Here is a 23361-nt window from a genome sequence, read left to right on the forward strand (position 1 = left end):
ACACCCGCCCGGTCGCCCCCGGCGTCCGCCTCACCTCGTACGACCGCCTCGAATCCGACAAGTGGCTTCGCGTGGACGCCCTCTCCGTCGACCTCGGCGGCAGCGCCGTACAGGCCGACTACCTCCACTCGGGAAGGGTCTCCGACCGCCGCCCGGTGTCCGCGCTCGCCGCCGCGCACGACCCGGGGGCGGGCCGCCGTACCGTCGCCGCCTTCAACGCCGACTTCTTCGACATCAACGAGACCGGCGCCCCCCAGGGACCCGGAGTCAAGGACGGCGAGCCCGTCCACTCCCCGGCCCCCGGCGTCCACCGCGCCGTCGGCATCGGCCCCGGCGGCGCCGGCCGCGTGCTCCAGCTGTACTTCGACGGCACACTCACCCTCCCCACCGGTACGCACCCCCTACAGGCGTACAACGCGGCCAACGTGCCGGCCGGGGGAGTGGGGGCGTACACCTCCGGCTGGGGCGCGGCCGACCGCGCCCTGACCGTCGACGCCGCGAGCCCCGTGGCCGAGGCGACCGTACGGGACGGAAAGGTCGTCGCCGTCGACGACCGGCCCGGCACCGGTCCGATCCCCGAGGGCACCACGGTCCTCGTCGGCAGGGAGGCCGGGGCGGCGGCCCTGCGCAGTCTGAGACCCGGCGATCCGGTGGCGCTGGAGTACGACGCGCGCACCGACGGCGGACCCGTGCCGCGCACCGCGGTCGGCGGGCGCGAACTGCTCGTCGTGGACGGCGTGCCGCGGAACCACGACGGCCAGGGCAACAACGCCGCCGCACCGCGCACCGCCGTCGGCTTCTCCCGGGACGGCAGCCGCATGCAGGTGATCACCGTCGACGGCCGCCAGGCCGACAGCGGCGGCGTCACGCTCACCGAACTCGCCGTGATGATGAAGCGCGCCGGATCGCACAGCGCGCTGAACCTCGACGGCGGCGGCTCCTCGACCCTGCTCGCCCGCGCACCGGGCAGCGACACCCTGCGGGTGGAGAACAGCCCGTCCGACGGCAGCGAACGGACCGTGCCCAACGGCCTCGCCCTCACCGCCCCCGACGGCAGCGGACACCTGCGCGGCTACTGGGTCGCCACGCGTACGCCCGCCGACGGCGCGCCGACCGCCGACCCCGTCGCCGGCGGCCACCCCGAACGGGTCTTCCCCGGGCTCACCCGGCAGCTCACCGCCGCCGGACACGACGAGACGTACGGCCCGGCGCGGGGCGACCCGCGCTGGCACAGCTCCCGCCCGTCCGTGGGCCGGGTCGACGGCGACGGGCTGTTCACCGCCCGCCGCGGCGGCGCCACACAGGTGCGCGCGCACCGCGGCCCCGCCGACGGCCACCTGCGGATGACCGTCCTGGACGACCTCGCCCGCATCGAACCGACCACCCGCCGCGTCGGTCTCGCGGACGCGGCGGCGAGCGGCACGTTCGGCATCGTCGGGTACGACGCCCACGGCGCCAGCGCCCCCGTCGAACCGCGCGACGTGCGGCTGGACTACGACCGCGCGCTCTTCGAGGTGCGCGACGACGGGCGGGGCGGCTTCACCGTCGCCGCCCGCGCGGACGGCGGGGCCGGGCGCATCACGGCCACCGTGGGCGGCGCCGTCACCACGCTCGCCGTCAGCGTCGGGCTCACCGAACAGGCGGTGTCCTCGCTGGACGACGCGGCGTCCTGGACCTTCGCCCAGGCCCGGGCCGGCGGCTCGGTCGCGGCGACCCCCGACGGCCACACCGGCACCGGCCTGAAGCTCAGCTACGACTTCACACGGTCGACCGCGACCCGCGCCGCCTACGCCAGCCCGCCCCGGCCGCCGGTCCCCGTCGCCGGCCGGCCCCAGTCCTTCACCCTCTGGGTCAAGGGCGACGGCAAGGGCGCCTGGCCCACCCTGCACCTGAAGGACGCGGCCGGCTCCGACCAGCTCCTGCGCGGCCCCTACCTCACCTGGACCGGCTGGCGGAAGGTCATCTTCGCCGTACCGCCGGGCGCGGCGGCGCCGCTGGCGGTCCACCGCTTCTACCTGGCGGAGACGGCGGCCGCCAAGCAGTACACCGGCGAAATCGTCATCGACACCCTGACCGCCCAGGTTCCGCCCTCCGTCGACCTGCCCGAACGGCCGGCGCCCGTCGATCCGCTCGTCGACCCGGCCGCCGTGACGGAGCGCAGGGACTGGCGGTTCGCGGTGATGTCCGACGCGCAGTTCGTGGCCCGCGACCCCGACAGCGCGATCGTGGCGCAGACGCGCCGCACCCTGCGCGAGATCAGGGCGGCGAAGCCGGACTTCCTGGTCGTCAACGGCGACCTCGTCGACGAGGGCTCACCGGCCGACCTCGCCTTCGCCCGCCGCGTCCTGACGGAGGAACTCGGCGACGTCCTGCCCTGGTACTACGTACCGGGAAACCACGAGGTCATGGGCGGCAAGATCGACCACTTCGTCGCCGAGTTCGGACCCGCCCACCGTACGTTCGACCACGAGGGCACCCGCTTCATCACCCTCGACACATCGAGCCTCAGCCTGCGCGGCGGCGGCTTCGCGCAGATCAAGAACCTGCGCGCACAGCTCGACGCCGCGTCCCGCGACGACCGCGTCGGCTCCGTCATGCTCGTCGAACACGTCCCGCCGCGCGACCCCACGGCGCAGAAGGGCAGTCAGCTGGGAGACCGCAAGGAGGCCGCGCTGATCGAGGACTGGCTGGCAGGGTTCCGCCGTACGAGCGGCAAGGGAGCGGGCCTGATCGGCAGCCATGTCGGGGTGTTCCACGCCGACCGCGTCGACGGGGTGCCCTACCTCGTCAACGGCAACACCGGGAAGACCCCGGCCGGCCCCGCGCACGAGGGCGGCTTCACCGGCTGGTCGCTGGTGGGCGTCGACCCGGTCTCTCGGAGCCAGCAGGCGGCGGCCCGCCGGCGCCCCTGGGAGGGCGGACCGGACTGGGTGTCGGTCCAGACCCGCGCCCATGTGGACGCCCTGGCACTGGACGCCCCCTCGGCTCTGCCGCCGGGCCGGGACGCGGCGGTGAGGGCCACCGTCACCCAGGGCGCGCGCCGGGTGCCGGTCGCCTTCCCGCTGAGCGCGGACTGGACAGGCTCCCCGAACCTCCACATCGGCTCGGCGCAGGACGCGCGGCCGCGGCACATGGCGGCCTTCGACCCGGCGACGGGAATCCTGACGGCGCTGCGACCCGGCACGCTCACGCTCGCGGTGACGGTCAACGGCGCCACCCGGCGCGCCGAGGTGCGCGTCGCCGCAGAACCGGCCGGCCCCGCCTCGCACGAAGCGGCAGCCGCACCTCCCCGGTGAGCCGGGGCGGCGCGCCGGGGCCCCGCACCACGCCCAGGGGCCCGGGGCGACGGGCCGGGGGCCCGCACCACGCCCGGGGCCCCGGCCCGCCTGCCCGGCCCGGCCCGGTCACACCTTGCGGTAGTCGTACGCCTCCTCGGCCGCCGCCCGCACCGCGTCCAGGTCCGCGCCCGCCGACGCGGTGACCACCGCCGCGACGGCCCCCTCCACGAACGGCGCGTCCACCAGCCGCGCCCCGGGCGGCAGTTCGTCCCCCTCGGCCAGCATCGCCTTCACCGTCAGCACGGCACTGCCGAGGTCGACCAGTACGGCCACTCCCGCCCCCGCGTCGACGCTCCGGGCCGCCTCGGCGATGAGGTCCGCACTGGTGCCGAGCCCGCCGTCGGGCGCGCCGCCCGCGGCGGCCACCCGCGCGGTCTCCTGGCCGCCGGCGAGGCCCTTCGCCAGCTCGGCGACGGCTGAGGCGACCGACGCGCTGTGCGAGACGAGCACGACCCCCACGAGCGGTCCGGCGCTCACGCGTCCGCCTCCGCCGTGTCGGCGAGCGTGCCGATCAGGAGCGCCGACGACGTCGCCCCCGGGTCCTGGTGCCCGATGCTCCGTTCGCCCAGGTAGCTCGCCCTGCCCTTGCGCGCCTGCATCGGCACGGTCGCGACCGCCCCCTCGTCGGCCGCGCTCCGCGCCGCGCCGAACGACGACTCGCCGAGCGCGCGCACCGCCGGGATCAGCGCGTCCAGCATCGTCTTGTCCCCGGCCTTGGCCCCGCCGAGCTGCGCCACCGCGTCCACCCCCGCGCCCAGCGCCGCGGCCAGCCGCCCGGGCGTCACCTCGGCGTCGTCGCCGAGCGCCTTGCCCGTACGCCGCAACAGTGTCCCGTACAGCGGACCGGACGCCCCGCCCACGGTCGAGATCAGCTGCCGTCCCGCGAGCGCCAGCACCGCGCCGGGGGTGGCGGGCGGCTCCTTGTCCAGCGCGGCGGCGACGGCCGCGAAGCCGCGTTGCAGGTTGCTGCCGTGATCGGCGTCGCCGATGGCCGAGTCCAGCTCGGTGAGGCAGGCGGCCTCACGGTCGACGGCGGCCGCCATGGCCGCCATCCACCGGCGGAAGAACGCGGCGTCGAGTACAAGCACGAGGTCTCCTGACACACGGTCGTGTTGAGGACTGAGGACTGAGGACTGAGGACTGAGAGGACTGAGGGCGTACGGCGGACGGACCGCGGGGCCGTCTCAACGTCCCCAGCGGAGCGCGGGGGTCTCGACCGGCGCGTCCCACAGGCGCAGCAGCTCCTCGTCCACCTGGCAGAGCGTCACCGAACAGCCCGCCATGTCCAGCGAGGTGACGTAGTTGCCGACGAGCGTACGGGCCACCGCGACGCCCCGCGCGGACAGGACGCGCTGCACCTCGGCGTTGAAGCCGTACAGCTCCAGCAGCGGGGTGGCGCCCATGCCGTTGACGAGGGCGAGGACGGGCCGCGTCGGCCGCAGGTCCTCCAGCACCGCGTCGACCGCGAAGTCCGCGATCTCGCCGGAGGTCATCATCGGCCGCCGCTCCCGGCCCGGCTCACCGTGAATGCCGATGCCCAACTCCAGCTCACCGGGCGGAAGATCGAACGTCGGCGTACCCTTCGCGGGTGTGGTGACGGCACTGAGCGCGACCCCGAAGCTCCGGGACGACGCGTTCACCTGCCGCGCGATCGCCTCGACCCGCTCCAGCGGCGCGCCCTCCTCGGCGGCGGCGCCCGCGATCTTCTCGACGAACAGCGTCGCACCCGTGCCGCGCCGGCCCGCCGTGAAGGTGCTGTCGGACACGGCCACGTCGTCGTCGACGACGACCTTGGCGACCTGGATGCCCTCGTCCTCGGCGAGCTCGGCCGCCATGTCGAAGTTGAGCACGTCGCCGGTGTAGTTCTTGACGACGAAGAGGACCCCCTGCCCACTGTCGACCGCCGCCGCGGCCCGCACCATCTGGTCGGGCACGGGCGACGTGAAGACTTCCCCCGGGCACGCGGCGGACAGCATCCCGGGCCCGACGAACCCGCCGTGCAGCGGCTCGTGCCCACTGCCGCCACCCGACACGAGGCCCACCCGGCCCGGCACGGGCGCGTCGGACCGTACGACGACACGGTTCTCCACGTCGACCGTCAGCCGCGGATGCGCGGCGGCCATCCCGCGCAACGCGTCGGCGACGACCGTCTCGGCCACGTTGATGAGCATCCTCATGGGTACCTCCTGGGAACACGGGCGACTGCGCCCCTGACCGACGGGCGGGGGCCGGCGGGAACGACACCGGCCCGCACCCGACTCTAGTGACCGGCCGTCAGAGCGGCGGGTGTCGTGCGCGGTACGGCCGGACGCGTTCCGCGGGACGGCCGCGCGTGCCTTCGGGGGAATTCGGTGCCGGCCGCGTGGCGGGGCGTGCGCCCCGTGGTACGTGCAGGTGGATGTCCACGCCTTCGGATCCCGAGCACCCGAGACCGCGCCCGCCGACCGCCGGACGCCGGAACCGGGCGCGTACGGCCTCGTCCCCCGCGCCCGGCGGCCCGTCCCGGCCCCCGGCCGGACTCCGACGGGCCGCGGCGCGCGCTCGGGGCGGCCGCCGTCCGGGAGACGAGCCGCGCGTCCCCGCCGGACTGCGGACCGCCGCCGCGTACGCGTGGCGCCTCGTGGTGGTCGGCGTCGTCGTCTACGCCGTCTTCGCCCTGCTGGGCCAGTTCCACAACATCGCGGTGGCGGTCTTCCTCGGCATGGTGGTAACGGCCGTACTGCGGCCGGTGGCCGACCTGCTGGCCCGCTTCCTCCCGCGCCCGTTGGCCGTCGCGCTGTGCCTGATCGGCAGCATCGTTCTCGTCCTCGGTGTACTGGCCCTCGTCGGCGAGACGGTGGCGGGGGAGCGCGCCGGGCTTACGCGTGAGTTCGAGGCGGGCATCGACAGGATCGAGCGCTGGCTGGAGGAGCCGCCCTTCCGGCTCAACCCGGAAGCGCTCACCGATGTCCAGTCCCGCATCGGCAAGTTCTTGTCGAGCCACCGCTCCACCGTCATCAGCACGGCGCTCAGCGGCGCCGACCGGCTGGTCGAAGTCCTGACGGTGCTGGCCCTCGCACTGTTCTGCTCGGTCTTCTTCATCCACTCCGGCGACCGGCAGTGGGCCTGGTTCCGCGACCAGCTCCCGCCGGCCGCCCGCGAGCGGGTGACGGTCGGCGGGCGGGCGGCGTGGCGGACCTTCACCGGGTACACCCACGGCATCCTGCTGGTGGCCGTGACCAACGCGGTCCTGGTGGGTGTGGCCCTGTTCGCCCTCGGGGTCCCCCTCGCGCTGCCGCTGGCCCTCCTGGAGTTCCTCGCCGCGTTCATTCCCCTCATCGGCTCACCCATCGCCCTCGGGGTGGCCGCCGTCGTGGCCCTGGCGACGAAGGGCCCCCTGATCGCCGCTCTGGTCGTCGCGCTCATCGTGATCATCGGGCAGATCGAGGGGCACGTGCTGCATCCGGTCGTGATGAGCTGGGCCGTACGGCTGCACCCGGTCGTCGTGGCGCTCGCGGTGGTCGGCGGCGCCGTCGCGGCCGGTGTGCTCGGGGCGGTGACGGCCGTACCGCTGGTGGCCGGCCTGTGGTCGGTCCGCCAGGCGCTGCGCCGCAGCGCCGTCTCCGATCCGCCCGGCGCCCCGCCGGCCGCCGCACGGCACGGCGAACCGGCGGGCGGGCGGCGTACGGGGCCCTAGGGGGAGCCGCGGACCCCGAGTCGCCCGCTCAGGGCACGCTCGCGCCGGCCTGCGACTCGCTGTCGGGAGCCACGACGGAGCGGGCGATCGGCAGCCGGGACAGCATGAACACGCCGACCGCGACGAGGGCGATGCCGAGGACCTCGGGCAGCAGCCACCAGCCGGAGCGCACGTGCTCCTCGTACAGCGTGATACCGAGGGCCAGGCTCACGCCGGCGTCGCCCAGCGTCAGCGCGGGCTGGGAGGCGACCAGCGGACCGGCCTGCATGGCGTGCTCCAGCAGGAACAGCGCCCCGGCGCCCACCACCGCGAAGGCGTAGGTCTGCCAGGCCGTCAGGAAGGCCGTGATGCCACCGTCGTCAAGGATGTGCATGGAGGCCTTCATGAGCGCCGCGGTGAGCGCGTACGCGATGGCGGTGGCCGCCCCGAAGCAGGCGGCTCGGGCCCCGCCCTCCGGGCGGCGGACGGCCGTCAGGACGAGCACGACGACGATGCCCAGGCAGAGGGCGAGCGCGAGAACCCACCGGTCCAGCGGTACATGGGTGCGGTTGCCGGACGGGGACGCGGCGAACAGCGCGATGCCGAGTCCCGCCACCACGGCGGACACGGCCACCCAGCCGCGCGCGGGCAGGTGCCGTTTCAGCAGGAGCGACGCGATGATCAGGGCCAGCGGCAGTTCGAGGACGAACAGCGGCTGAACGATCGTCAGCGGCCCTGTCGCCAGGGCCACCGCCTGGCATACCGCCGCGGCGACGACGGCGAGGATGCCGGCCAGCCAGACGGGCCTGCGCACCAGATCGAGCATCAGCCCCGCACGCAGGCCGTCGGAGCGGGGTACGCTCAGCGCCGCTTTGCGCTGGAGCACGGTCGCGAGGGCGTTGCTGAGCGCCGCGCCGAGCGCGAAGAGAACGGGCAGCAGCAGGTTGTCCACCGTGATCGGCCTCCGGCAGTGCGTTGTCGTCGCGGTCCGGACCGACGATGGCGGCCCCTTTTCTGCCGTATTGTCCCTGCCGCGTCGTCCTTCGGCGCCGCGGCTCGCCTTGGGTGCGCCTGCGACGTCCGGTGTCGCGACCATCACGGAGGCCGAGGGGCGGGGCCCGGGCGGCAGCAGGCCGCGCGGCCTGCGCCCGCCCGGTGCTCAGTACCTCTGGGCCTTGGCGACGCGGGGGGTCAGGACCGGTTCGGCGGGCTTGCGGCTGATGGCGAGCGGCTGCACCTTCTCGCCCGGGTCGAGATCCTGCGCGCCGACGATCCTGCTCTCCACCACCTTGCCGGACGGGTCCGCGAAGTCGACCTGGACGGCGTACGACGCCTGCCCGTCGGTGCGGTTGGTGATGTTGACGACGACGGCGAGAACGCCGCCGGTCTGAGCCCTCGGTTTACCGGTCAGTGAGACGTCGGACCGCGCGTTGCCGCCGCCCGGCACCTTCTTCAGCTCGGCGGTGGCCGCCGCGTTGGCGCGGGCCGTCTCGGCGGAGACGGATGCCTCGAAGGAGGAGGCGGCGGCCGACGCGGACGACGCCGCGGCGGACGCCGAGGCGCGGACCGAGGCGTCCGCGGAGGCCGGCGCGGACGGCGGGGTGCCCGAGAAGGAGGACGTGTCGGGCGGCGTGGGGCGCGGGGTGAACGACGTACTCCGCGCGCCGTCGCCGTCGTCGTCGGTGCCGCACGAGGTGAGGGTGGTCATCGCGGACGCGGCGGTGACCAGCAGCAGGGTGACTGCGGCAAGCCGTCGCCTGCCCGACCGGTCCTGCGTGTACGGGGGCATGGGGCTCTTCCTTCCGTCGGAGTGTCCGATCACTGGGCCGGCGAGCCCGGCCGACTGGTGCAAGAGGTGTTCGGGTGTACGGAGGGGAGCCGGTGGCTCCTGTGCCCACGCCGTCCGGCCTCGGGGCGGTCCTGGGCGGGCGCGGCGCGGGGCGGCCGGCCGTGGGGTGCGCCCGGTCCCGCGTCGCCGCCGGACTCGGGCCGGCGCTCGGCGGACGCCGACGGCGGGGGAGACCGGGGAGCGGCCCCGGTGGGCGGACGGCTTGGGCACCGGGGCCGCCGGCGGCGGCATCGCGACGGCGTATCCGCCTCAGGTTCGTTGCCGAGGCCCCGTGCGGTTCAGCCCGCCGCACCGCCCCCTAGTGCGGCTGTTCCGCTGCGGCCGAACCGCAATCGCATGCCTCGTCCGCTGCTGGACGGTCGTCGTAACCGCTGACGATGAGTTCCGACATGCTTTCCTCCTGAGCCACCAGATCGGCAATACGCACCATATGTCGGATTCTCGGTGCGGGCAGTGGAGGCGCGGACACCGCCGGGCGGAGGCGGTGCGCGGAAAGGTCCGGCGACCGGCGCGGGCGAAGGCCCGGTCCGGTCACGGCTGAGGCGGGAGCGGGCGCCGGGGCGGGCCGTGCCGCCGTACGGCGTCGGTCAGGGACGCGCCTGGTCGGACCGCTGCGCGTTCTTCTCCTTGATACGGACGGCTTCCTTGCGGACCTCGGCCAGGTTCGCGCGCTCCTGCTCCAGCCACTCGGGCGACTGCGCCTTCAGCGCGTCGATCTGCTCGGTCGTGAGCGGCTCCGTCACTCCGCCGCGGGCGAGACCGGCAATGGAGACGCCGAGCTTCGCCGCGACCACGGGCCGGGGGTGCGGGCCGTTGCGTCGCAGTTCCTGCAGCCACTCGGGCGGGTCGGTCTGCAGGGTGTTCAGTTCGGTGCGCGAGACGACACCCTCCTGGAACTCGGCGGGGGTGGCCTCGAGGTACACACCCAGCTTCTTCGCCGCGGTCGCGGGCTTCATGGTCTGGGTGTTCTTGTGCGACGTCATGGTGCCAAGGGTATCGAGCATGCGTGCTGCCTCCGACCACGTCGGAGGCAGGCCGGACCGTGGCGGTAACCTGGCGTGGTGACCGCCTCGGATGCTTCCCCTTCGTTCCGCCTCGCCTATGTGCCGGGAGTGATGCCCACGAAGTGGGTGCGGATCTGGAACGAGAGGCTGCCCGAGGTCCCGCTGACCCTCATGGGCGTCTCCGCCGCCGAGTCGTTCGACGTACTGCGGCGCGGCGAGGCCGACGCGGGGTTCGTACGGCTTCCGGTCGACCGGACCGACCTCAGCGCGATCCCCCTCTACACCGAGACGACGGTCGTGGTGGTCCCCAAGGACCACGCCGTGACGGCGGCCGAGGAGGTGTCCACCCAGGACCTCGCCGACGACATCGTGCTGCATCCCCTCGACGACACCCTCGGCTGGGAGCGGCTGCCGGGCCAGCCCGCGAACGAGCGCCCGGCGACGACGGCGGACGCCGTCGAGCTGGTGGCGGCGGGAATCGGCGTACTCGTCGTCCCGCAGTCGCTCGCCCGCCTGCACCACCGCAAGGACCTCACCTACCGGCCGCTGTCGGACGCCCCCCAGTCGCGCGTCGCGCTGTCCTGGCCCGAGGACGCGACCACCGATCTGGTGGAGCAGTTCATCGGGATCGTCCGGGGCCGGACCGTCAACAGCACCCGCGGGCGGCCCCCGGCCGTCGCGGAGCCGAAGAAGCGCAAGACCCCCGACGCGCGCGACGCCAAGCGCAAGCCCGCGGCGGGCAGGGCGGGCGGCAAGCCGGCGGGCAAGTCGGGCGGCAAGCCGGCCGGTAAGGGTTCCCGCGGCGGATCCGCCGGCCCCGCCAAGGGTGCCAAGCGCGGCAAGCCCCGCCGCCGGTCGTAGGAGGCGCGGCAACAGCGCGCGCCCGGTGTCCTCGGGCTCGGCACCGGGGCCCCCGACGTACTGACGATCACCGAGGCCCCGGCCGGTCCACCCGGTCCGGGCCTTTCGGCTGCCCGGATTCCGGCCGCCGGTGTGGCGTACGTCTCCGGTCCGGGCCCCACCTGCCGGGTTAGGCTCGGTGCGTGACTCTTCTCGTGATGCGGCGCCATGTGGACTACGGGCGTGTCACGACCATGGGCTGTCGTCCTGGCCGTCGTTCCCAGGACTGACCTCTTCGCCCTCACCTCACTACCGGCCCTGTCGCGGACAGCGGTACCCGGCGCACCCCTGCCGACGGTTCCTCCGTACCCCCGCGATCCCGCCATCTTCGGGAACAGGGCCTCGTCACAGCAGAAACGGAAGGCCATCATGCCGTCCATGCCCAATCTTCCTGCGGGCCCGGCGCTGCCCGCCATCGATCTGTCCTCGGCCGACGACCCCGCGACGCGGTCCGCGTTCCTTCGCGCACTGCACGACGCGGCCCACGACGTCGGGTTCTTCCATCTCACCGGGCACGGCATCAGCGACGCGGAGACCGCTCGCGTCCTGGCCCTCACCAAGGCGTTCTTCGCCCTGCCCGAGGCCGACCGGCTGGCGGTCAGCAACCTCAACTCGCCGCACTTCAGGGGCTACACCCGCATCGGCCACGAACTCACCGGCGGCCGGTCCGACTGGCGCGACCAGCTCGACATCGGCGCCGAGCGGGACGCGATCGCCGTCGGCCCGGGGGACCCGCCGTACCTCTGGCTGGAGGGCCCCAACCAGTGGCCCGCCGCCCTGCCGGAACTGCGCGCGGCCGTGCTGGCCTGGCAGGAGCGGCTGGCGGCGGTGGCCCACCGGCTGCTGCGCGCCCTGCTCACGGCCGTCGGGGCGCCCGCCGACTTCTTCGACGAGGCGTTCGCGGACCGCCCCCATCTGCACACCAAGCTGATCCGCTACCCGGGATCCGCTCCCTCCGGAACCGGCCAGGGCGTGGGCGCGCACAAGGACTACGGCTTCCTCACCCTGCTGCTCCAGGACGACGTGGGCGGCCTCCAGGTGCGCCGGGGCGACGGGTTCCTCGACGTGCCGCCGCTGCCGGGGGCGTTCGTGGTGAACCTGGGCGAGCTGCTGGAGATCGCGACCGAGGGCTATCTGTCGGCGACCGACCACCGGGTCGTGAGCCCGCCGGGCGCGGTGGAGCGCTACTCGGTGCCGTTCTTCTACAACCCGCGCCTGGACGCGGTCGTCGACACCGTGCCCGGCCCCTACCTGCGCCGCGCGCCGGGCATCGCGCACGACGCCGCAAACCCGTTGCACGCCGAGTACGGGCGCAACGAACTCAAGGGCTGGATACGCGCCCACCCCGAGGTCGCACTCCGCCACCACCGCGAACTGGTGGCCGGCTGACCCGGGGTGCGCCGCAGGCGTGCCCGTCGCCTGCGACGGGCACGCGTTCAGACGCGGTGGCGTGCCGCGTACGCGCGCACGTCGGCGTCCGCGTCGCCGGTGGCCGCCGCGAGGGCTGTCCTGGCGAGGTCGTCGGCCCGGTGCCGGAGCAGGGCGAGCACCGCGGCCTTGCGCACGTCGGCGTTCGGATCGTCGAGGGCTCTGGCCAGAGCGGGAACGGCCGCCTCCGCGTCCGCCGCGCCCAGGGCCGCCGCCGCCCCGGCGCGGGCCCGCCAGGCCGGGTCGGCCAGGGCCGCCGCGGCCGCCCCGGCGAGCGCCGGGGGGCAGCCCGTCGAGCCGAGCGCCTCGAACGCGGCGGCCCGCACCAGCGGATCACCGTCGCCCGCCAGCCGCGTCAGGGTCTCCAGCACCCCGGCCGGGCGGCGGCGCGCGGCCCCGTCGCCCGGCCCGTCGTACGCCGCCACCGCCGCCAGACCCTTCGCGGTCACCACGCGCACCTCCCGGTCCGCGTCGTCCGCCGCCGCGGCCAGTGCCTCCACCGCGTTGACCGACACCAGGGCGTGGACCGCCTCGATACGCACCCCGACGTCGGCGTCGCCCAGACCGGGGGCGAACAGGGCGGCGTCCCCGAGGCGCAGCGCGCGCAGGACGGCCGAGGCGGCGGTCCGCACCACCGGGTCCCCCGACCCCAGGGCGGCCACGAGCGGTTCCCGCAGCCGGGGTTCCGCAGGCAGCGTCTCCACGAGCTCGCGCAGCGAGCCGGCGGCCGCCGCCCGCACCCCGGCGTCGGAATCGGCCAGAATCCCGGCCAGCGCCGGACCGGTCCCGTCCGGTGTGGTCTCCGTCAGCGTCGCGACGGCGGCGCGGCGCACCGCCGGGTCGGGGTCGGACAGGTACGGGGCGAGCGCGTCCAGGGCCGGCTGCTCGTCGGCGAGCGCCAGGAGTTCCACGATGCGCGGCGACGCGCTCGCCGCCCGGTCCTCGGTGCGCACGGGCGCGGCGATGCGCGAGCCGGTGGGGGCGGCGTCGCGCGGGCCGGCCGTCGCCACCTGTTCCAGGGCGACCTCGCCCAGGTACCGCGACGGACCGCCGACCGGCGCGTAGGCGTCGACGGGAACGAGGTACGGCTCCACCGGCCGCGCGGTGAACACCATCGTCCCGGAAGCCGACTTGCGCAGGTCCAGATGGTGCAACCAGCCCTGGTCGTCCTGCCGGGGGTGGTCCGTACGCTCGTGGTACAGGCCCCAGCGGGACTCCGTGCGCGCCAGCGACGCGCGGGCGGCCATCTCGGCGCAGTCCCGGATGAAGCTCACCTCCGCGCAGCGCATCAGCTCGTGCGGTGTGGTCGCGCCCATGCCGGCGATCTCGGTCCGCATGCGCTCGAAGTGCTCCACCGCGAGGGACAGCCGGGCGCCGGACTTGGGCGGCGCCACGTAGTCGTTCACGAACCTGCGGAGCTTGTACTCGACCTGCGTCTGCGGCGGCCCGTCCGGGCTGCGCAGCGGACGGTAGATCAACTCGTGTGCCTCCCGCAGCTGTTCGGGGGGAAGGCCGCCCGTGTACGCCGGCTGCCCTGCGGCGTCCTGTCCGGCCAGGTCGCCGAAGACGAACGCGCCGATCATGTAGTTGTGCGGGACGCAGGCCAGGTCCCCGGCGGCGTACAGGCCGGGCACGGTGGTGCGGGCGTGGTCGTCGACCCGTACGCCCGACGCCGAGTGGCCGCCGCACAGGCCGATCTCGGAGATGTGCATCTCGATGTCGTGGGTGCGGTAGTCGTGTCCCCGGCCCGTGTGGAAGGTGCCCCGGGTGGGGCGCTCGGTCGAGTGCAGGATGTTCTCCAGCGCCGCGACCGACTCCTCGGGCAGATGGCTGAGCTTCAGGTAGACCGGCCCCCGGTCGGAGGCCAGCTCGTCCCGGAACTCGGCCATCATCCGGCCCGACCAGTAGTCCGAGTCGACGAAGCGTTCGCCGTGCCGGTTGACCTGGTAGCCGCCGAACGGGTTGGCGACGTAGGCGCACGCCGGGCCGTTGTAGTCCTTGATCAGCGGGTTGATCTGGAAGCACTCGATGCCGGTGAGCTCGGCGCCCGCGTGGTAGGCCATGGCGTAGCCGTCACCGGCGTTGGTGGGGTTCTCGTACGTGCCGTAGAGGTAACCGGAGGCGGGCAGACCGAGCCGTCCGGCCGCGCCCGTCGCGAGGATCACCGCCCCGGCCCGTACGGTCACGAACGCGCCGGTCCGGGTGTTGAAGCCGGCCGCCCCCACCGCCCGGCCGTCGTCGCCGGTGAGCACGCGCACCGGCATGACCCGGTTCTCGACCCGGATGCGCTCGCGCATCTCGCGGCGGCGCAACTGCCGGTAGAGGACCTTCTTGACGTCCTTGCCCTCCGGCATGGGCAGTACGTACGAACCGGAGCGGTGCACCTGGCGGACCGCGTAGTCGCCGTGCTCGTCCTTCTCGAACTTGACGCCGTACGACTCCAGGCGCCGCACCATCGCGTAGCCGCGGGTCGCGGTCTGCCGGACGGTGGACTGGTCCACGATGCCGTCGTTGGCCCGGGTGATCTCGGCGACGTAGTCGTCGGGCTCCGCGTGGCCGGGGATGACGGCGTTGTTGACGCCGTCCATGCCCATGGCGAGCGCGCCGGAGTGGCGGACGTGCGCCTTCTCCAGCAGGAGGACGTTCGCGCCGTGCTCGGCGGCGGTGAGCGCTGCCATCGTTCCGGCGGTGCCGCCGCCGATGACGAGGACGTCGCAGGAGAGTTCCTCGGCGTCCGTGAGGGAGGGGATGTCCATGCTGTGGCCTCTCAGGTGTCGAACGATGCGAGGACGGCGCGGCGCAGGGCGACGGTGGCGGGGTCCGTGCGGCGCGCGCGGTCGCGGGGGTGCGGTACGTCGAGGACGCGGCCGGTGCCGAGGAGGGCGATCCGGTCGCCGAGGAAGACCGCCTCGTCGACGTCGTGGGTCACGAAGACGACGGTCGCCCCGGTGCCGTCGAGTACGTCGATCAGCAACTGCTGCATCCCGGCGCGGGTCTGGGCGTCCAGCGCGCCGAACGGTTCGTCCATCAGCACGGCGCGCGGCTCGCCCGCCAGCGCCCGGGCGAGCTGGACCCGCTGCCGCTGCCCGCCGGAGATCCGGTGCGGATAGGTGTCCGACTGCCCCGCCAGCCCCACCCGCTCCAGCCACCGAGCGGCGACGGCCCGCCGCTCGGCGCGTGGCATGCCCCGGACGGCGAGGGGCAGTTCGACGTTGCGGCGTACGGTCCGCCAGGGCAGGAGCGCGTCCTCCTGGAAGACGAGCGCCCGGCCGCCCCCCGGCCCAGTGACGGGCCGCCCGTCCGCCGCGACCTCGCCGCCGAGCGCGGGCAGCAGCCCGGCGAGCGTGCGCAGCAGGGTCGACTTGCCGCAGCCGGACGGCCCGACGACGGTCAGGAGCTCCCCGGGCACGACGTCGAGGTCGACGCCGTCGAGCACGGCTGCTCCCGCCCGGCCGAGCACCGCGCCGCGCAGGGTGAGACGCGCGCCCGCGGCCGCGGCGCGCGGAGTGGTCGCGGTGGTCGTGGTACTGGTCATGAGGGGCTCCCTTCACGTACGGGGCCGACGGAGGCGACGGGAGCCGCGCCGACCGCCCCCGGCGGGGCGGAGGCGGACCGCGGCGCCCGGCGGGCCGGCCGCCGGTGCGGCGCCGGCTCCCGGGCCTCCGGCCGCGGCAGCCAGCGGGTCAGCCGGCGCCCCACGACCTCCACGGTCGTCGAGGTCAGCCAGCCGAGCAGACCGATCGTCGCCATGCCGACGAACACCCCGGGGTAGTCCACGACCGTGTAGTCCTGCCAGGTGCGGTAGCCCACCACGTACTCGCCGGAGATCATCTCCGCCGAGATCACGCAGATCCACGAGACGCCGATTCCCACCGAGAGACCGCCGAGGATGCCCGGCAGGGCCCCGGGCAGCACCACCGCGCCGAGTACGCGCCACCGGCCGCCGCCCATGGTGCGCACCGCCTCCTCCCAGACCGGGGTGAGCGCGCGCACCGCGTGCCGGGTGGAGACCATGACCGGGAAGAACGCGGCGGTGAAGGTGATGAAGACGATCCCCTGCTCGTTGCTGGGAAAGAGCAGGATCGCCACCGGCACCAGCGCGATCGCCGGTACGGGACGCAGTACTTCGAGCACCGGGCCCAGTACGTCGGCGGCGAACCGGGAGCGGGCGATCGCCGTGCCGACCACCACTCCCGCCACCGCCGCCAGGACGAAGCCGGACACGATGCGGGTGAGGCTGTCGGCCAGGTCCTGCCAGTACGTGCCGCCGCCGACGCGCTGCCCGAAGGTGCGCGCCACCTCCGCCACCGTCGGGAACTGCTCGAACCGGAGCCACATGTTCACGTCGTACGCCGTGAGCAGCTGCCACGCGCCGAGGGCGCCGGCGAGGGACCCCGCCCGCAGCAGGTGCCGCCGCGTCATGACGCTTCCCGCAGCGCCCGGTCGTACGGGACGGTGCGCGCGCCGGGCCGTGCGGCGGTGTACGCCCCGGCCGCCGCCGGGGTGACGAACGGCAGCAGCTTCGAGCCGTCGGCCACCCAGACCGCCTTGTCGGCGAACCAGGGCGTGCCGGTCGTGGTGTCGGGGACGTAGGCGGCGCGTACCGAGTCACCCGCGCCGGCCACGGCGGCCAGCAGTGCGGCGGGGGAGTCGAAGGTCCTGGTCGTGCCGTCCTTCAGCCACACCTCGCCGCGCGGGGCCGGCGGCCGGTCGGCGAGGGCCTTGGCGTACGTGCGGCCGTACACCCGCTTCAGGTACTGGTCGTCGACGAACGTGTCCACGTCCACGTCTGCGACCAGCCCGGCCGACTTCAGGACCGGGACGTCCTGCTTCAGGGCGTCCACCAGCGCCGGCTTGAGGGCCGGGGCGAAGGTGGCGATGCCCTGGGCACCGTTGTAGAGGTAGACGACCTCGGCGGGCAGCCCGGTGGCCGCGGCCACCGACTCGGCGGCGGCCACCGGCTTCTCGCGCAGGTGCTCCGTGGTGCGCACCTGCGCGCGCAGGAAGGCCTCGACCACGGCGGGCCGTTCCTTGGCGAAGCCCTCGCGCACGGTCACGCCGTGGAAGGTGGGCAGGTTCAGCTCGGCGCCGTCGTACAGCGCCTTCGCCCGGCCCTGGAAGGCGAGCAGCCCCGGCCAGGCGACGAACTGCGACAGGGCGTCCGCGCTGCCGGACTGCAGCGCGGAAGCGCCCACCGACGGCTGCTGGTTGAGCTTGCGGACGCCCTCGCGTGGGTCGATGCCGGCGCGCTCCAGGGCGCGTACGAGCGTGCCGTCGGCGGCCGAGCCGACCGACGTCGACACCTTCTTGCCCCGCAGGTCCTTCAGGGTCCGCAGCTTCGAACCGGGCGCGGTGACCACGGTGTTGAGGCCGCCGCGCAGGTTGTAGCCGGTGACGGAGACCAGGCGGGTCGGCCGGTTCAGCTGGGCGCCGCGTGCCGCGTTGATCAGGAGGGGGAAGTCGCCCATCGATCCGATGTCGACCTTCCCGGCCGTCATCTGGGCGGTGATCGGCGCCCCGGTGGCGTAGTCCTGCCAGCGGACCTTGTAGGTGACGCCGTCGCGCTTCCCGCGCTCGCGCAGCTCCTGTTCGAAGTAGCCGAGCCCGCGCAGCAGGGTGCCGGCGGTGACGGTGTTGATGGTCTTGGACTGGTAGCCGACGGTCACGGTGACCGTGTCGGAGCCGCCCGCGTTCGCGTCGCCGGCGCACCCCGTGGCGAGGGTCGCGGTCAGTGCGGTGGCGAGGGCGGCGGCAGTAAGTGCTGTGCGTGTCATGGTGGTGGGCCTCTCAGCGGAGCAGGTAGGGCATGTTGACCTCGACGGCGCCGGTGGGGCACCGGGCGGCGCACGGGCCGCAGTACCAGCACTCGTCGACGTGCATGTACGCCTTGCCGCTGTCCGGGTTGATCGCGAGCGAGTCGAGGGGGCACATGTCCACGCAGAGCGTGCATCCGTCGATGCACTTCGACTCGTCGATGGTCACGGGCACGTCGGCACGCTGGGGCGCCAGAGGCATGGCTGTCTCCAGGAGGGAAGAGGCGGGACAGAGAAGGAGAGGGAGAAGGAGAAGAAGGCGACGCGGGACGGGCGTCAGGGGGAGCGGTGCAGCAGCCCGCTCATGGTGATGCGGTCGCCCCGGAAGCGGATGAACTCGAGGTCCACCGGACGCCCGTCGCGCAGGTGCGTGAGCCGCTCCAGCATGAGCACGGCCGCGCCGCGCGGGGCCTCCAGCACGGCGGCGGAGTGCGCGTCCGCGTTGACCGCTTCGAGGGTGATGTCGGCCGTGCCGAGCGGTTGCCCGCTGAGCCGCTCGATGAGCCGGAACACGTCGTTGTGCTCCAGGTCGCAGGTGAGCAGGCCGGCACCGATGTCCATCGGGATGTAGGTCAGGTCGAGCGAGAGGGGGAGGCCCCCCAGCCTGCGCAGCCGCTCGACGCAGAGCACGTCGGCGTGTTCGGGAAGCCCCAGCCGCCGCGCGACCGGGGCGGGAGCGGAGACCGGCCCGGCCGTACGCACCTCGTTGGTCACCTCGCCGTGTTCGCGCAGGGTCTCGGCGAGCCCCTGGAGCCGGTCGAGGCCGTGCGGGTACTTCTCGGCCACCAGGACCGTCCCCACGCCCGGCTGACGTTCCACGAGTCCTTCCGTACGCAGCAGGTCCAGGGCCTGGCGCACGGTGTTGCGGGACACGCCGTAGTCCGCGCCGATCCTGCCCTCCAGAGGCAGGACACCGCCGGGGAATCCGGTGGTGCGCGCCTGGTGCCGCAGCAGGTCGGCCAGCTGACGGGCACGGTCCGCGCGCAGTCGCCGGCGCGCGGCGGCTGCCTGAAGAGGGGGCGCGGCGTGCTCACGGATGCGTTCGGCTGGCATGCGCTGGACCATACCGACCGTATGCGCCCCGTGGTGTTGCGGCAGTATTGCGCCACCTACCGCACTGACCGAACCCGCTGTGACCTGCGGTTTCTTCAAGGCCGACGGAAGATCTGCCACACCGGGCGGCCCGGTCGCGTCAGCACGGCTGCCGCCACACCCCCAGGTCCAGCTTCTTGCGCATCGAACTGAACCCGAGCTTTCGCGCACGCGCGCAGAAGTCGCCCACCGCGACGGCGTACTCGACGTGCAGGACCGCCTTGCCCGCCTTCACGAAGGGCGTGAGGGCCGCGCATTCGCCGTACTGCGCGCACTCCTCGTTCACCGCGAAGTCGAAGTCCCCGACCAGGGAGGGGATCTGCGGCAGGTCGTTCTTCAGGCCCACCGACATGCCCCGCGCGTGCGCGAGGCCGGCGAGCATGCGGTTGTACGCGAGCTGGTCGGCGGCGGTCAGGGGGAAGCCCGTGTCGTTGAGGTAGCCGTCCATCAGATCCGGCTCGACCGCGTCGAAGCCCTTGTCCCGGCACATGTCGAACCGCTCGGCCATCAGCGGGCGCAGGACGTCCAGTCGGCGGATGTCGAGCCAGCGTTCGCCGCCCCACCCGTTGCCGCGGCCCAGGACGGCGGCCGGGAAGTCCCGCCGGTCGGGACGGAACGACTCCCACGCGCCGGCGTTGATGTAGCAGATGACCCTGCGGCCGTCGCGGTGCAGCCGGCGCACCGTACGCGCGTCGTTCTCGAATCCGTCGATGTCGTAGACGGGCACGTCGACCCGGCCGTCGACATGCCCGTCCAGCTGCCACTGCCAGGCCGTGCCGACCGCCGGCCGCCACGGCCGCACGGGGGACGGCTCGGGACCGGGCGACGAACAGGCCGCCAGCAGGGCCAGCAGGCACAGCAGCCACAGCGGGCGCACGCGGGTCATGAAGCCTTCCGGTGCAGTACGGGCGGCAGGAGCGACCAGGGGTTCGGGCCGTGACCCGGCACCGCGCAGTGCACGGCGGCGCGGCGCAGCGCGGCTGTCCGGGCGGCCAGCGCGCACAGTCCGGCCGGCACGCCGTGGACGAGGTGGCAGAACCGTTCCGGCGGGTGGGCCGCGGTCCAGGCGGGGGCCGCGGGCGCCGCCGAGTACGCGGCCCAGTCGCCCTCGAAGGTGACCAGCAGATCGGCGACCGCCGCGTAGCCCGGGGCCGGGTGGACACCCGGGTTGAGGACGACCGTACGGCCTCCCCTGGAGCGCGCCGCCCGGGCGAGGCGCCGGTAGTGGCGCACCGCCCCGGACGCGCAGGCGGCCTGGTCCAGGAAGAAGCCGTCGGTGGCGTACCAGTCGCGGTACCGGTCGAAGTCGGCCGCGACCGTACGCAGCGGCCGCCGGCCGTAGTCGGTGTCCACGTACCCGAGCAGCGGCACCCCCGCCGCCCGCAGAGCGCGGGCGGCGGCGGTGAAGGACGGCTCCGGCGCGTGGCCGGGGCCGTCCGCGACGTTGAGCACCACGCCGTACAGCAGGGGCGCGGACTCGACGAGCGCCCACCAGGCGCCGGGGTCGACGGCAGGGTGCACGTACATCGGCACGAGCAGCTTCGCCGGCGGTACGCACCCCGGCTCGGGCCGCACGCTCACCGGGCCGCCGGGGCCGGGGTCCCGGCCGGGCCCGCCCGCCACAGGTCGGACAGCGAGTCGGCGAGCACCCGCCCCGGCTCCCAGCCGAGCGCGGCCCGCGCCGCCGTGATGTCCGCGCACTGCCAGGAGACCGCGGACGAACGGGCCGAACCGCTGCTCGTCTCCTCGACGCGGCCGGCGAACCCGGCGGCCCGCACCAGCCCGTCGGCGATCTCGCGGACCACGGTGGCCCGGCCGCTGCCGATGTTGAGCACGTCCGGCAGCGGCCCGGGAGCCGTCGCCGCCAGGACGGCGGCCCGCGCCACGTCCCGTACGTCCACGAAATCGCGGTACGCCGACAGGTCGCCGACCCGGACGGTCCCCGACTTCCGGGCCCGGCGCAGTTCTCCGGCGAGCCGTCCGGGCAGCCCGGCGGCCGGCGCGCCAGGTCCGACCGGGTTGAACACCCGCAGGACGACGGCGTCGAGACCGGCGGCCCTCACGGCCGCCGTGCCGGCGAGCTTCGTCGCCCCGTACGGGCCCTGGGGGCGGGTCGGCGCGTCCTCGGCGACGGCTTCGCCGGGCGCGGTCGGGCCGTACTCGGCCGCCGAGCCGAGGTGGACGAGGCGCGCTCCGGGCGCCGCCGCGCCCATCGCCTCGCAGAGCGCCGCCGGCCCGCGGGCGTTGACGTCGGTCATGCGGACCGCGCTGCCCGTCACCAGGCCCGCGCAGTTGACGACGACGTCGGGCGCCGCCGTGCGCAGCGCGTCCGCGAGGACGTCGGGGCCGGCGGTCAGATCGAGCGGCACACCGGCGGCCGGTGACCGGCCGCCGACGAGCAGCCGCACGCCCGGAAGGGCGCGCAGCTGCTCGGCGGTGTGCCCGCCCAGGAACCCGGTGGAGCCGAGGACGAGAACACGCATGTGCCGCTCACGCACCCTTGAGGAGCAGGCCGCGGTGCGTGGTGAACTCCGCGTTGGCCCGGTCGTAGTCGTCGGGGCGGCCGATGTCGAGCCAGTAGCCGTCGAACTCGTAGGCGTGCGGGGGCTTCTCGGCGGCGAGCAGGTCCAGTACCAGTTCGTCGAAGCCGAGCGGCAGGCCCGGCGTGTACCCGGCGAGGGTCTCCCGGGAGAGTCCGTACACGCCCATGGAGACCCGGTAGTCCATGCTCGGCTTCTCCGCGAAGCCGGTGACCCGGCCCCCCTCGGTCGTCAGGACGCCGAAGTCGATGGCGACCTTGCGGGCGTACGTGGCGACGGTGAGCGGGGCCCCGGAGGCCCGGTGTGACCGGACGACCTCGCCGTAGTCGAGATCGGTGAGGATGTCGCCGTTCATCACCAGGAAGTCGTCCGGGAGCCTGTCCATCATGGTGAGCAGGGGGCCCATCGTGCCGAGCGGGCTGTCCTCGGTGGAGTACCCCACGCGCAGGCCCCACTGGGACCCGTTGCCGACGTACGCGCGGATGATGTGGCCCAGATGACCGATGGCTATCGTGCAGCTGGTGAAGCCGCTCGCGGCCAGCTGCCGGAGCACGATCTCCAGGATCGCGTGCTGGTCGCCGATGGGCACGAGCGGCTTGGGAAGCGCCGTCGTGTACGGCCGCAGCCGAACGCCCTTGCCACCGGCGAGGATCACTGCATGCATGGAAGTCCCCTGTACGTCGCGTGCGGTCGTGGTCAGATGTTGTAGATGCCGGTCTTGTAGCGGGAGAGGTTGCCGGGGTCGCGGAAGAAGTCGATGGTGTGGCCGAGCCCCTCCTCCAGGCCGGCCAGAGGCTTCCAGCCGGTGGCGGTGCGCAGCCGCGTGGCGTCCGCGACCAGGCGCATCACCTCGGAGTTGGCGGGCCGGATGCGCTGTTCGTCCTCGCGCACGTCGAGATCGGCGTCCATCAGCTTGCCGATGAGCCGGGTGAGTTCGCCCACCGAGATCTCCCCGCCGGTGCCGGCGTTGAAGGTCCGCCCGACGACCGCCTCGGCGGGCGCGGTGCCGACGGCGAGGAAGGCGCGTGCGGTGTCCTTCACGTAGAGGAAGTCACGGGTGGGACGCAGGTCCCCGAGGGTGATCGTCCGCTCGCCCGCGGCGACCTGGCCGATGACGGTCGGGATGACCGCCCGCATCGACTGGCGCGGCCCGAAGGTGTTGAAGGGGCGCAGGGTCACGACGGGGGTGGCGAAGCTGGCGTGGTAGCTGTCGGCGAGCCGGTCGCCCCCCGCCTTCGACGCGGCGTACGGCGACTGGGTGCTGATCGGGTGGTCCTCGGTGATCGGCACGGTCTGCGCCGTGCCGTACGTCTCGCTCGTCGAGGTGTGCACGAGGCGCGGGGTGCCCTGCCGGCGCACCGCCTCCAGGACGTTGAGGGTGCCCGTGACGTTGGTGTCCACGTAACTGTGCGGGGCCTGGTAGGAGTACGGGATCGCGATGAGGGCGGCCAGGTGGTAGACGGCCTCGGCGCCTTCGATGAGCTGGTTGACCGAGCCCGGGTCGCGGACGTCGCCGAGGACGATCTCGACCTGGTCGAGCGTCTCGGCGGAGAGGGTCTCCAGCCACCCGTAGGAGGAGAAGGAGTTGTACTGCGCCATCGCGCGGACCCGGTGGCCGGCCGCGACGAGCGCCTCGGTGAGGTGGGAGCCGATGAAGCCCTCGGCGCCGGTGACGGCGACGAGTGACGGTGCTGGTGCGGTCACAGGGGTGCTCCTCTGTCGGTGACGGTGGTGCGGGAAGG

22 protein-coding genes are annotated in these 23361 nt (G+C 74.2%); 4 read left to right on the forward strand and 18 right to left on the reverse strand.

All coding sequences use genetic code 11. From position 1 onward, the window contains the following. Positions 1-3296, forward strand: a 3296-nt coding sequence (locus E2E34_RS05115) for a phosphodiester glycosidase family protein (protein WP_138900701.1), incomplete at its 5' end; no start/stop codon positions are given. 108 nt (positions 3297-3404) lie between these two features. Here E2E34_RS05115 and E2E34_RS05120 read toward each other — a convergent pair. From E2E34_RS05120 to dhaK, 3 genes are all read right to left on the reverse strand, one after another. Further along, positions 3405-3815: a PTS-dependent dihydroxyacetone kinase phosphotransferase subunit DhaM gene (locus E2E34_RS05120; protein WP_138900702.1), complete on the reverse strand. Its 411-nt coding sequence runs from the start codon at positions 3813-3815 to the stop codon at positions 3405-3407. Continuing rightward, complete coding sequence (dhaL, locus tag E2E34_RS05125; protein WP_138900731.1) at positions 3812-4390, reverse strand: dihydroxyacetone kinase subunit DhaL; 579 nt, start codon at positions 4388-4390, stop codon at positions 3812-3814. The genes E2E34_RS05120 and dhaL overlap by 4 nt, the downstream gene beginning before the upstream one ends. A 132-nt stretch (positions 4391-4522) precedes the next feature. Then, positions 4523-5515, reverse strand: a complete 993-nt coding sequence (gene dhaK, locus E2E34_RS05130) for a dihydroxyacetone kinase subunit DhaK (protein WP_138900703.1) — start codon at positions 5513-5515, stop codon at positions 4523-4525. A gap of 221 nt (positions 5516-5736) precedes the next feature. Here dhaK and E2E34_RS05135 point away from each other — a divergent pair, with 221 nt between their 5' ends. Next, positions 5737-7014, forward strand: a complete 1278-nt coding sequence (locus E2E34_RS05135; protein WP_138900704.1) for an AI-2E family transporter — start codon at positions 5737-5739, stop codon at positions 7012-7014. Between the two features lie 28 nt (positions 7015-7042). Here E2E34_RS05135 and E2E34_RS05140 read toward each other — a convergent pair whose 3' ends face one another. The 4 genes from E2E34_RS05140 to E2E34_RS05150 all read right to left on the reverse strand — a co-directional run bounded on the left by E2E34_RS05140 (position 7043) and on the right by E2E34_RS05150 (position 9825). Beyond that, positions 7043-7945, reverse strand: a complete 903-nt coding sequence (locus E2E34_RS05140; RefSeq protein ID WP_138900705.1) for a DMT family transporter — start codon at positions 7943-7945, stop codon at positions 7043-7045. A gap of 207 nt (positions 7946-8152) precedes the next feature. Next, the gene (locus tag E2E34_RS05145; RefSeq protein ID WP_138900706.1) at positions 8153-8782 is read right to left on the reverse strand and encodes a hypothetical protein; all 630 of its coding nucleotides are present in this window, start codon (positions 8780-8782) and stop codon (positions 8153-8155) included. Between the two features lie 358 nt (positions 8783-9140). Next, entirely contained in the window at positions 9141-9272 is a 132-nt protein-coding gene (locus tag E2E34_RS36960) for a hypothetical protein (RefSeq protein WP_279637876.1), read from the reverse strand. Between the two features lie 157 nt (positions 9273-9429). Beyond that, positions 9430-9825 carry a DUF5997 family protein gene (locus E2E34_RS05150; RefSeq protein ID WP_138900707.1) on the reverse strand — a complete coding sequence of 132 codons (396 nt, stop codon included), beginning with the start codon at positions 9823-9825 and terminating at the stop codon, positions 9430-9432. A gap of 78 nt (positions 9826-9903) precedes the next feature. On the opposite strand from E2E34_RS05150, the gene E2E34_RS05155 reads away from it, so the two are divergent. Further along, complete coding sequence (locus tag E2E34_RS05155; RefSeq protein WP_138900708.1) at positions 9904-10707, forward strand: LysR family substrate-binding domain-containing protein; 804 nt, start codon at positions 9904-9906, stop codon at positions 10705-10707. Between the two features lie 417 nt (positions 10708-11124). Continuing rightward, positions 11125-12135: an isopenicillin N synthase family dioxygenase gene (locus E2E34_RS05160; RefSeq protein ID WP_138900709.1), complete on the forward strand. Its 1011-nt coding sequence runs from the start codon at positions 11125-11127 to the stop codon at positions 12133-12135. Between the two features lie 47 nt (positions 12136-12182). Here E2E34_RS05160 and E2E34_RS05165 read toward each other — a convergent pair whose 3' ends face one another. From E2E34_RS05165 to E2E34_RS05215, 11 genes are all read right to left on the reverse strand, one after another. Next, a complete protein-coding gene (locus E2E34_RS05165) occupies positions 12183-14930 on the reverse strand; it encodes a fumarate reductase/succinate dehydrogenase flavoprotein subunit (RefSeq protein ID WP_138900710.1) in 2748 nt (915 codons plus the stop codon). A gap of 11 nt (positions 14931-14941) precedes the next feature. Then, positions 14942-15709: an ABC transporter ATP-binding protein gene (locus tag E2E34_RS05170; RefSeq protein ID WP_138900711.1), complete on the reverse strand. Its 768-nt coding sequence runs from the start codon at positions 15707-15709 to the stop codon at positions 14942-14944. Then, entirely contained in the window at positions 15706-16596 is an 891-nt protein-coding gene (locus tag E2E34_RS05175; protein ID WP_138900712.1) for an ABC transporter permease, read from the reverse strand. The genes E2E34_RS05170 and E2E34_RS05175 overlap by 4 nt, the downstream gene beginning before the upstream one ends. Then, a complete protein-coding gene (locus E2E34_RS05180; protein WP_138900713.1) occupies positions 16593-17948 on the reverse strand; it encodes an ABC transporter substrate-binding protein in 1356 nt (451 codons plus the stop codon). Before E2E34_RS05180 ends, E2E34_RS05175 begins: the two co-directional genes overlap by 4 nt. A 13-nt stretch (positions 17949-17961) precedes the next feature. Beyond that, entirely contained in the window at positions 17962-18189 is a 228-nt protein-coding gene (locus E2E34_RS05185; RefSeq protein ID WP_064067780.1) for a 4Fe-4S dicluster domain-containing protein, read from the reverse strand. Positions 18190-18263: 74 nt separating this feature from the next. After that, positions 18264-19040 (reverse strand): GntR family transcriptional regulator, encoded by a 777-nt coding sequence (locus tag E2E34_RS05190; protein ID WP_208765147.1) that lies wholly within the window; start codon positions 19038-19040, stop codon positions 18264-18266. A 139-nt stretch (positions 19041-19179) separates the two neighbouring features. Beyond that, positions 19180-19965: an endo alpha-1,4 polygalactosaminidase gene (locus E2E34_RS05195; RefSeq protein WP_138900715.1), complete on the reverse strand. Its 786-nt coding sequence runs from the start codon at positions 19963-19965 to the stop codon at positions 19180-19182. Continuing rightward, positions 19962-20606 (reverse strand): spherulation-specific family 4 protein, encoded by a 645-nt coding sequence (locus E2E34_RS05200; protein ID WP_138900732.1) that lies wholly within the window; start codon positions 20604-20606, stop codon positions 19962-19964. Before E2E34_RS05200 ends, E2E34_RS05195 begins: the two co-directional genes overlap by 4 nt. Positions 20607-20656: 50 nt before the next feature. Next, on the reverse strand, positions 20657-21562 hold the full coding sequence (locus E2E34_RS05205) for an NAD-dependent epimerase/dehydratase family protein (RefSeq protein WP_138900716.1): 906 nt from the start codon (positions 21560-21562) through the stop codon (positions 20657-20659). A gap of 7 nt (positions 21563-21569) precedes the next feature. Continuing rightward, a complete protein-coding gene (locus E2E34_RS05210) occupies positions 21570-22283 on the reverse strand; it encodes a nucleotidyltransferase family protein (RefSeq protein ID WP_138900717.1) in 714 nt (237 codons plus the stop codon). A gap of 32 nt (positions 22284-22315) precedes the next feature. Continuing rightward, positions 22316-23323, reverse strand: a complete 1008-nt coding sequence (locus E2E34_RS05215) for an SDR family NAD(P)-dependent oxidoreductase (RefSeq protein WP_138900718.1) — start codon at positions 23321-23323, stop codon at positions 22316-22318. Positions 23324-23361: the final 38 nt, after the last annotated feature.

It is taken from the genome of Streptomyces albidochromogenes (assembly GCF_005981925.1).
Classification (GTDB): Bacteria; Actinomycetota; Actinomycetes; order Streptomycetales; family Streptomycetaceae; genus Streptomyces; species Streptomyces albidochromogenes.

Bases quoted from the DNA above. Each gene is read 5' to 3' on its own strand.
- E2E34_RS05135 (WP_138900704.1), top strand. From the start codon at position 5,737: ATGTCCACGCCTTCGGATCCCGAGCACCCGAGACCGCGCCCGCCGACC.
- E2E34_RS36960 (WP_279637876.1), bottom strand. From the start codon at position 9,272: ATGGTGCGTATTGCCGATCTGGTGGCTCAGGAGGAAAGCATGTCGGAA.
- E2E34_RS05195 (WP_138900715.1), bottom strand. From the start codon at position 19,965: ATGACCCGCGTGCGCCCGCTGTGGCTGCTGTGCCTGCTGGCCCTGCTG.
- E2E34_RS05160 (WP_138900709.1), top strand. From the start codon at position 11,125: ATGCCCAATCTTCCTGCGGGCCCGGCGCTGCCCGCCATCGATCTGTCC.
- E2E34_RS05200 (WP_138900732.1), bottom strand. From the start codon at position 20,606: ATGTACGTGCACCCTGCCGTCGACCCCGGCGCCTGGTGGGCGCTCGTC.
- dhaK (WP_138900703.1), bottom strand. From the start codon at position 5,515: ATGAGGATGCTCATCAACGTGGCCGAGACGGTCGTCGCCGACGCGTTG.
- E2E34_RS05175 (WP_138900712.1), bottom strand. From the start codon at position 16,596: ATGACGCGGCGGCACCTGCTGCGGGCGGGGTCCCTCGCCGGCGCCCTC.
- E2E34_RS05165 (WP_138900710.1), bottom strand. From the start codon at position 14,930: ATGGACATCCCCTCCCTCACGGACGCCGAGGAACTCTCCTGCGACGTC.
- E2E34_RS05190 (WP_208765147.1), bottom strand. From the start codon at position 19,040: ATGCCAGCCGAACGCATCCGTGAGCACGCCGCGCCCCCTCTTCAGGCA.
- E2E34_RS05180 (WP_138900713.1), bottom strand. From the start codon at position 17,948: ATGACACGCACAGCACTTACTGCCGCCGCCCTCGCCACCGCACTGACC.
- E2E34_RS05170 (WP_138900711.1), bottom strand. From the start codon at position 15,709: ATGACCAGTACCACGACCACCGCGACCACTCCGCGCGCCGCGGCCGCG.
- E2E34_RS05145 (WP_138900706.1), bottom strand. From the start codon at position 8,782: ATGCCCCCGTACACGCAGGACCGGTCGGGCAGGCGACGGCTTGCCGCA.
- E2E34_RS05210 (WP_138900717.1), bottom strand. From the start codon at position 22,283: ATGCATGCAGTGATCCTCGCCGGTGGCAAGGGCGTTCGGCTGCGGCCG.
- E2E34_RS05185 (WP_064067780.1), bottom strand. From the start codon at position 18,189: ATGCCTCTGGCGCCCCAGCGTGCCGACGTGCCCGTGACCATCGACGAG.
- E2E34_RS05150 (WP_138900707.1), bottom strand. From the start codon at position 9,825: ATGACGTCGCACAAGAACACCCAGACCATGAAGCCCGCGACCGCGGCG.
- dhaL (WP_138900731.1), bottom strand. From the start codon at position 4,390: ATGGCGGCCATGGCGGCCGCCGTCGACCGTGAGGCCGCCTGCCTCACC.
- E2E34_RS05205 (WP_138900716.1), bottom strand. From the start codon at position 21,562: ATGCGTGTTCTCGTCCTCGGCTCCACCGGGTTCCTGGGCGGGCACACC.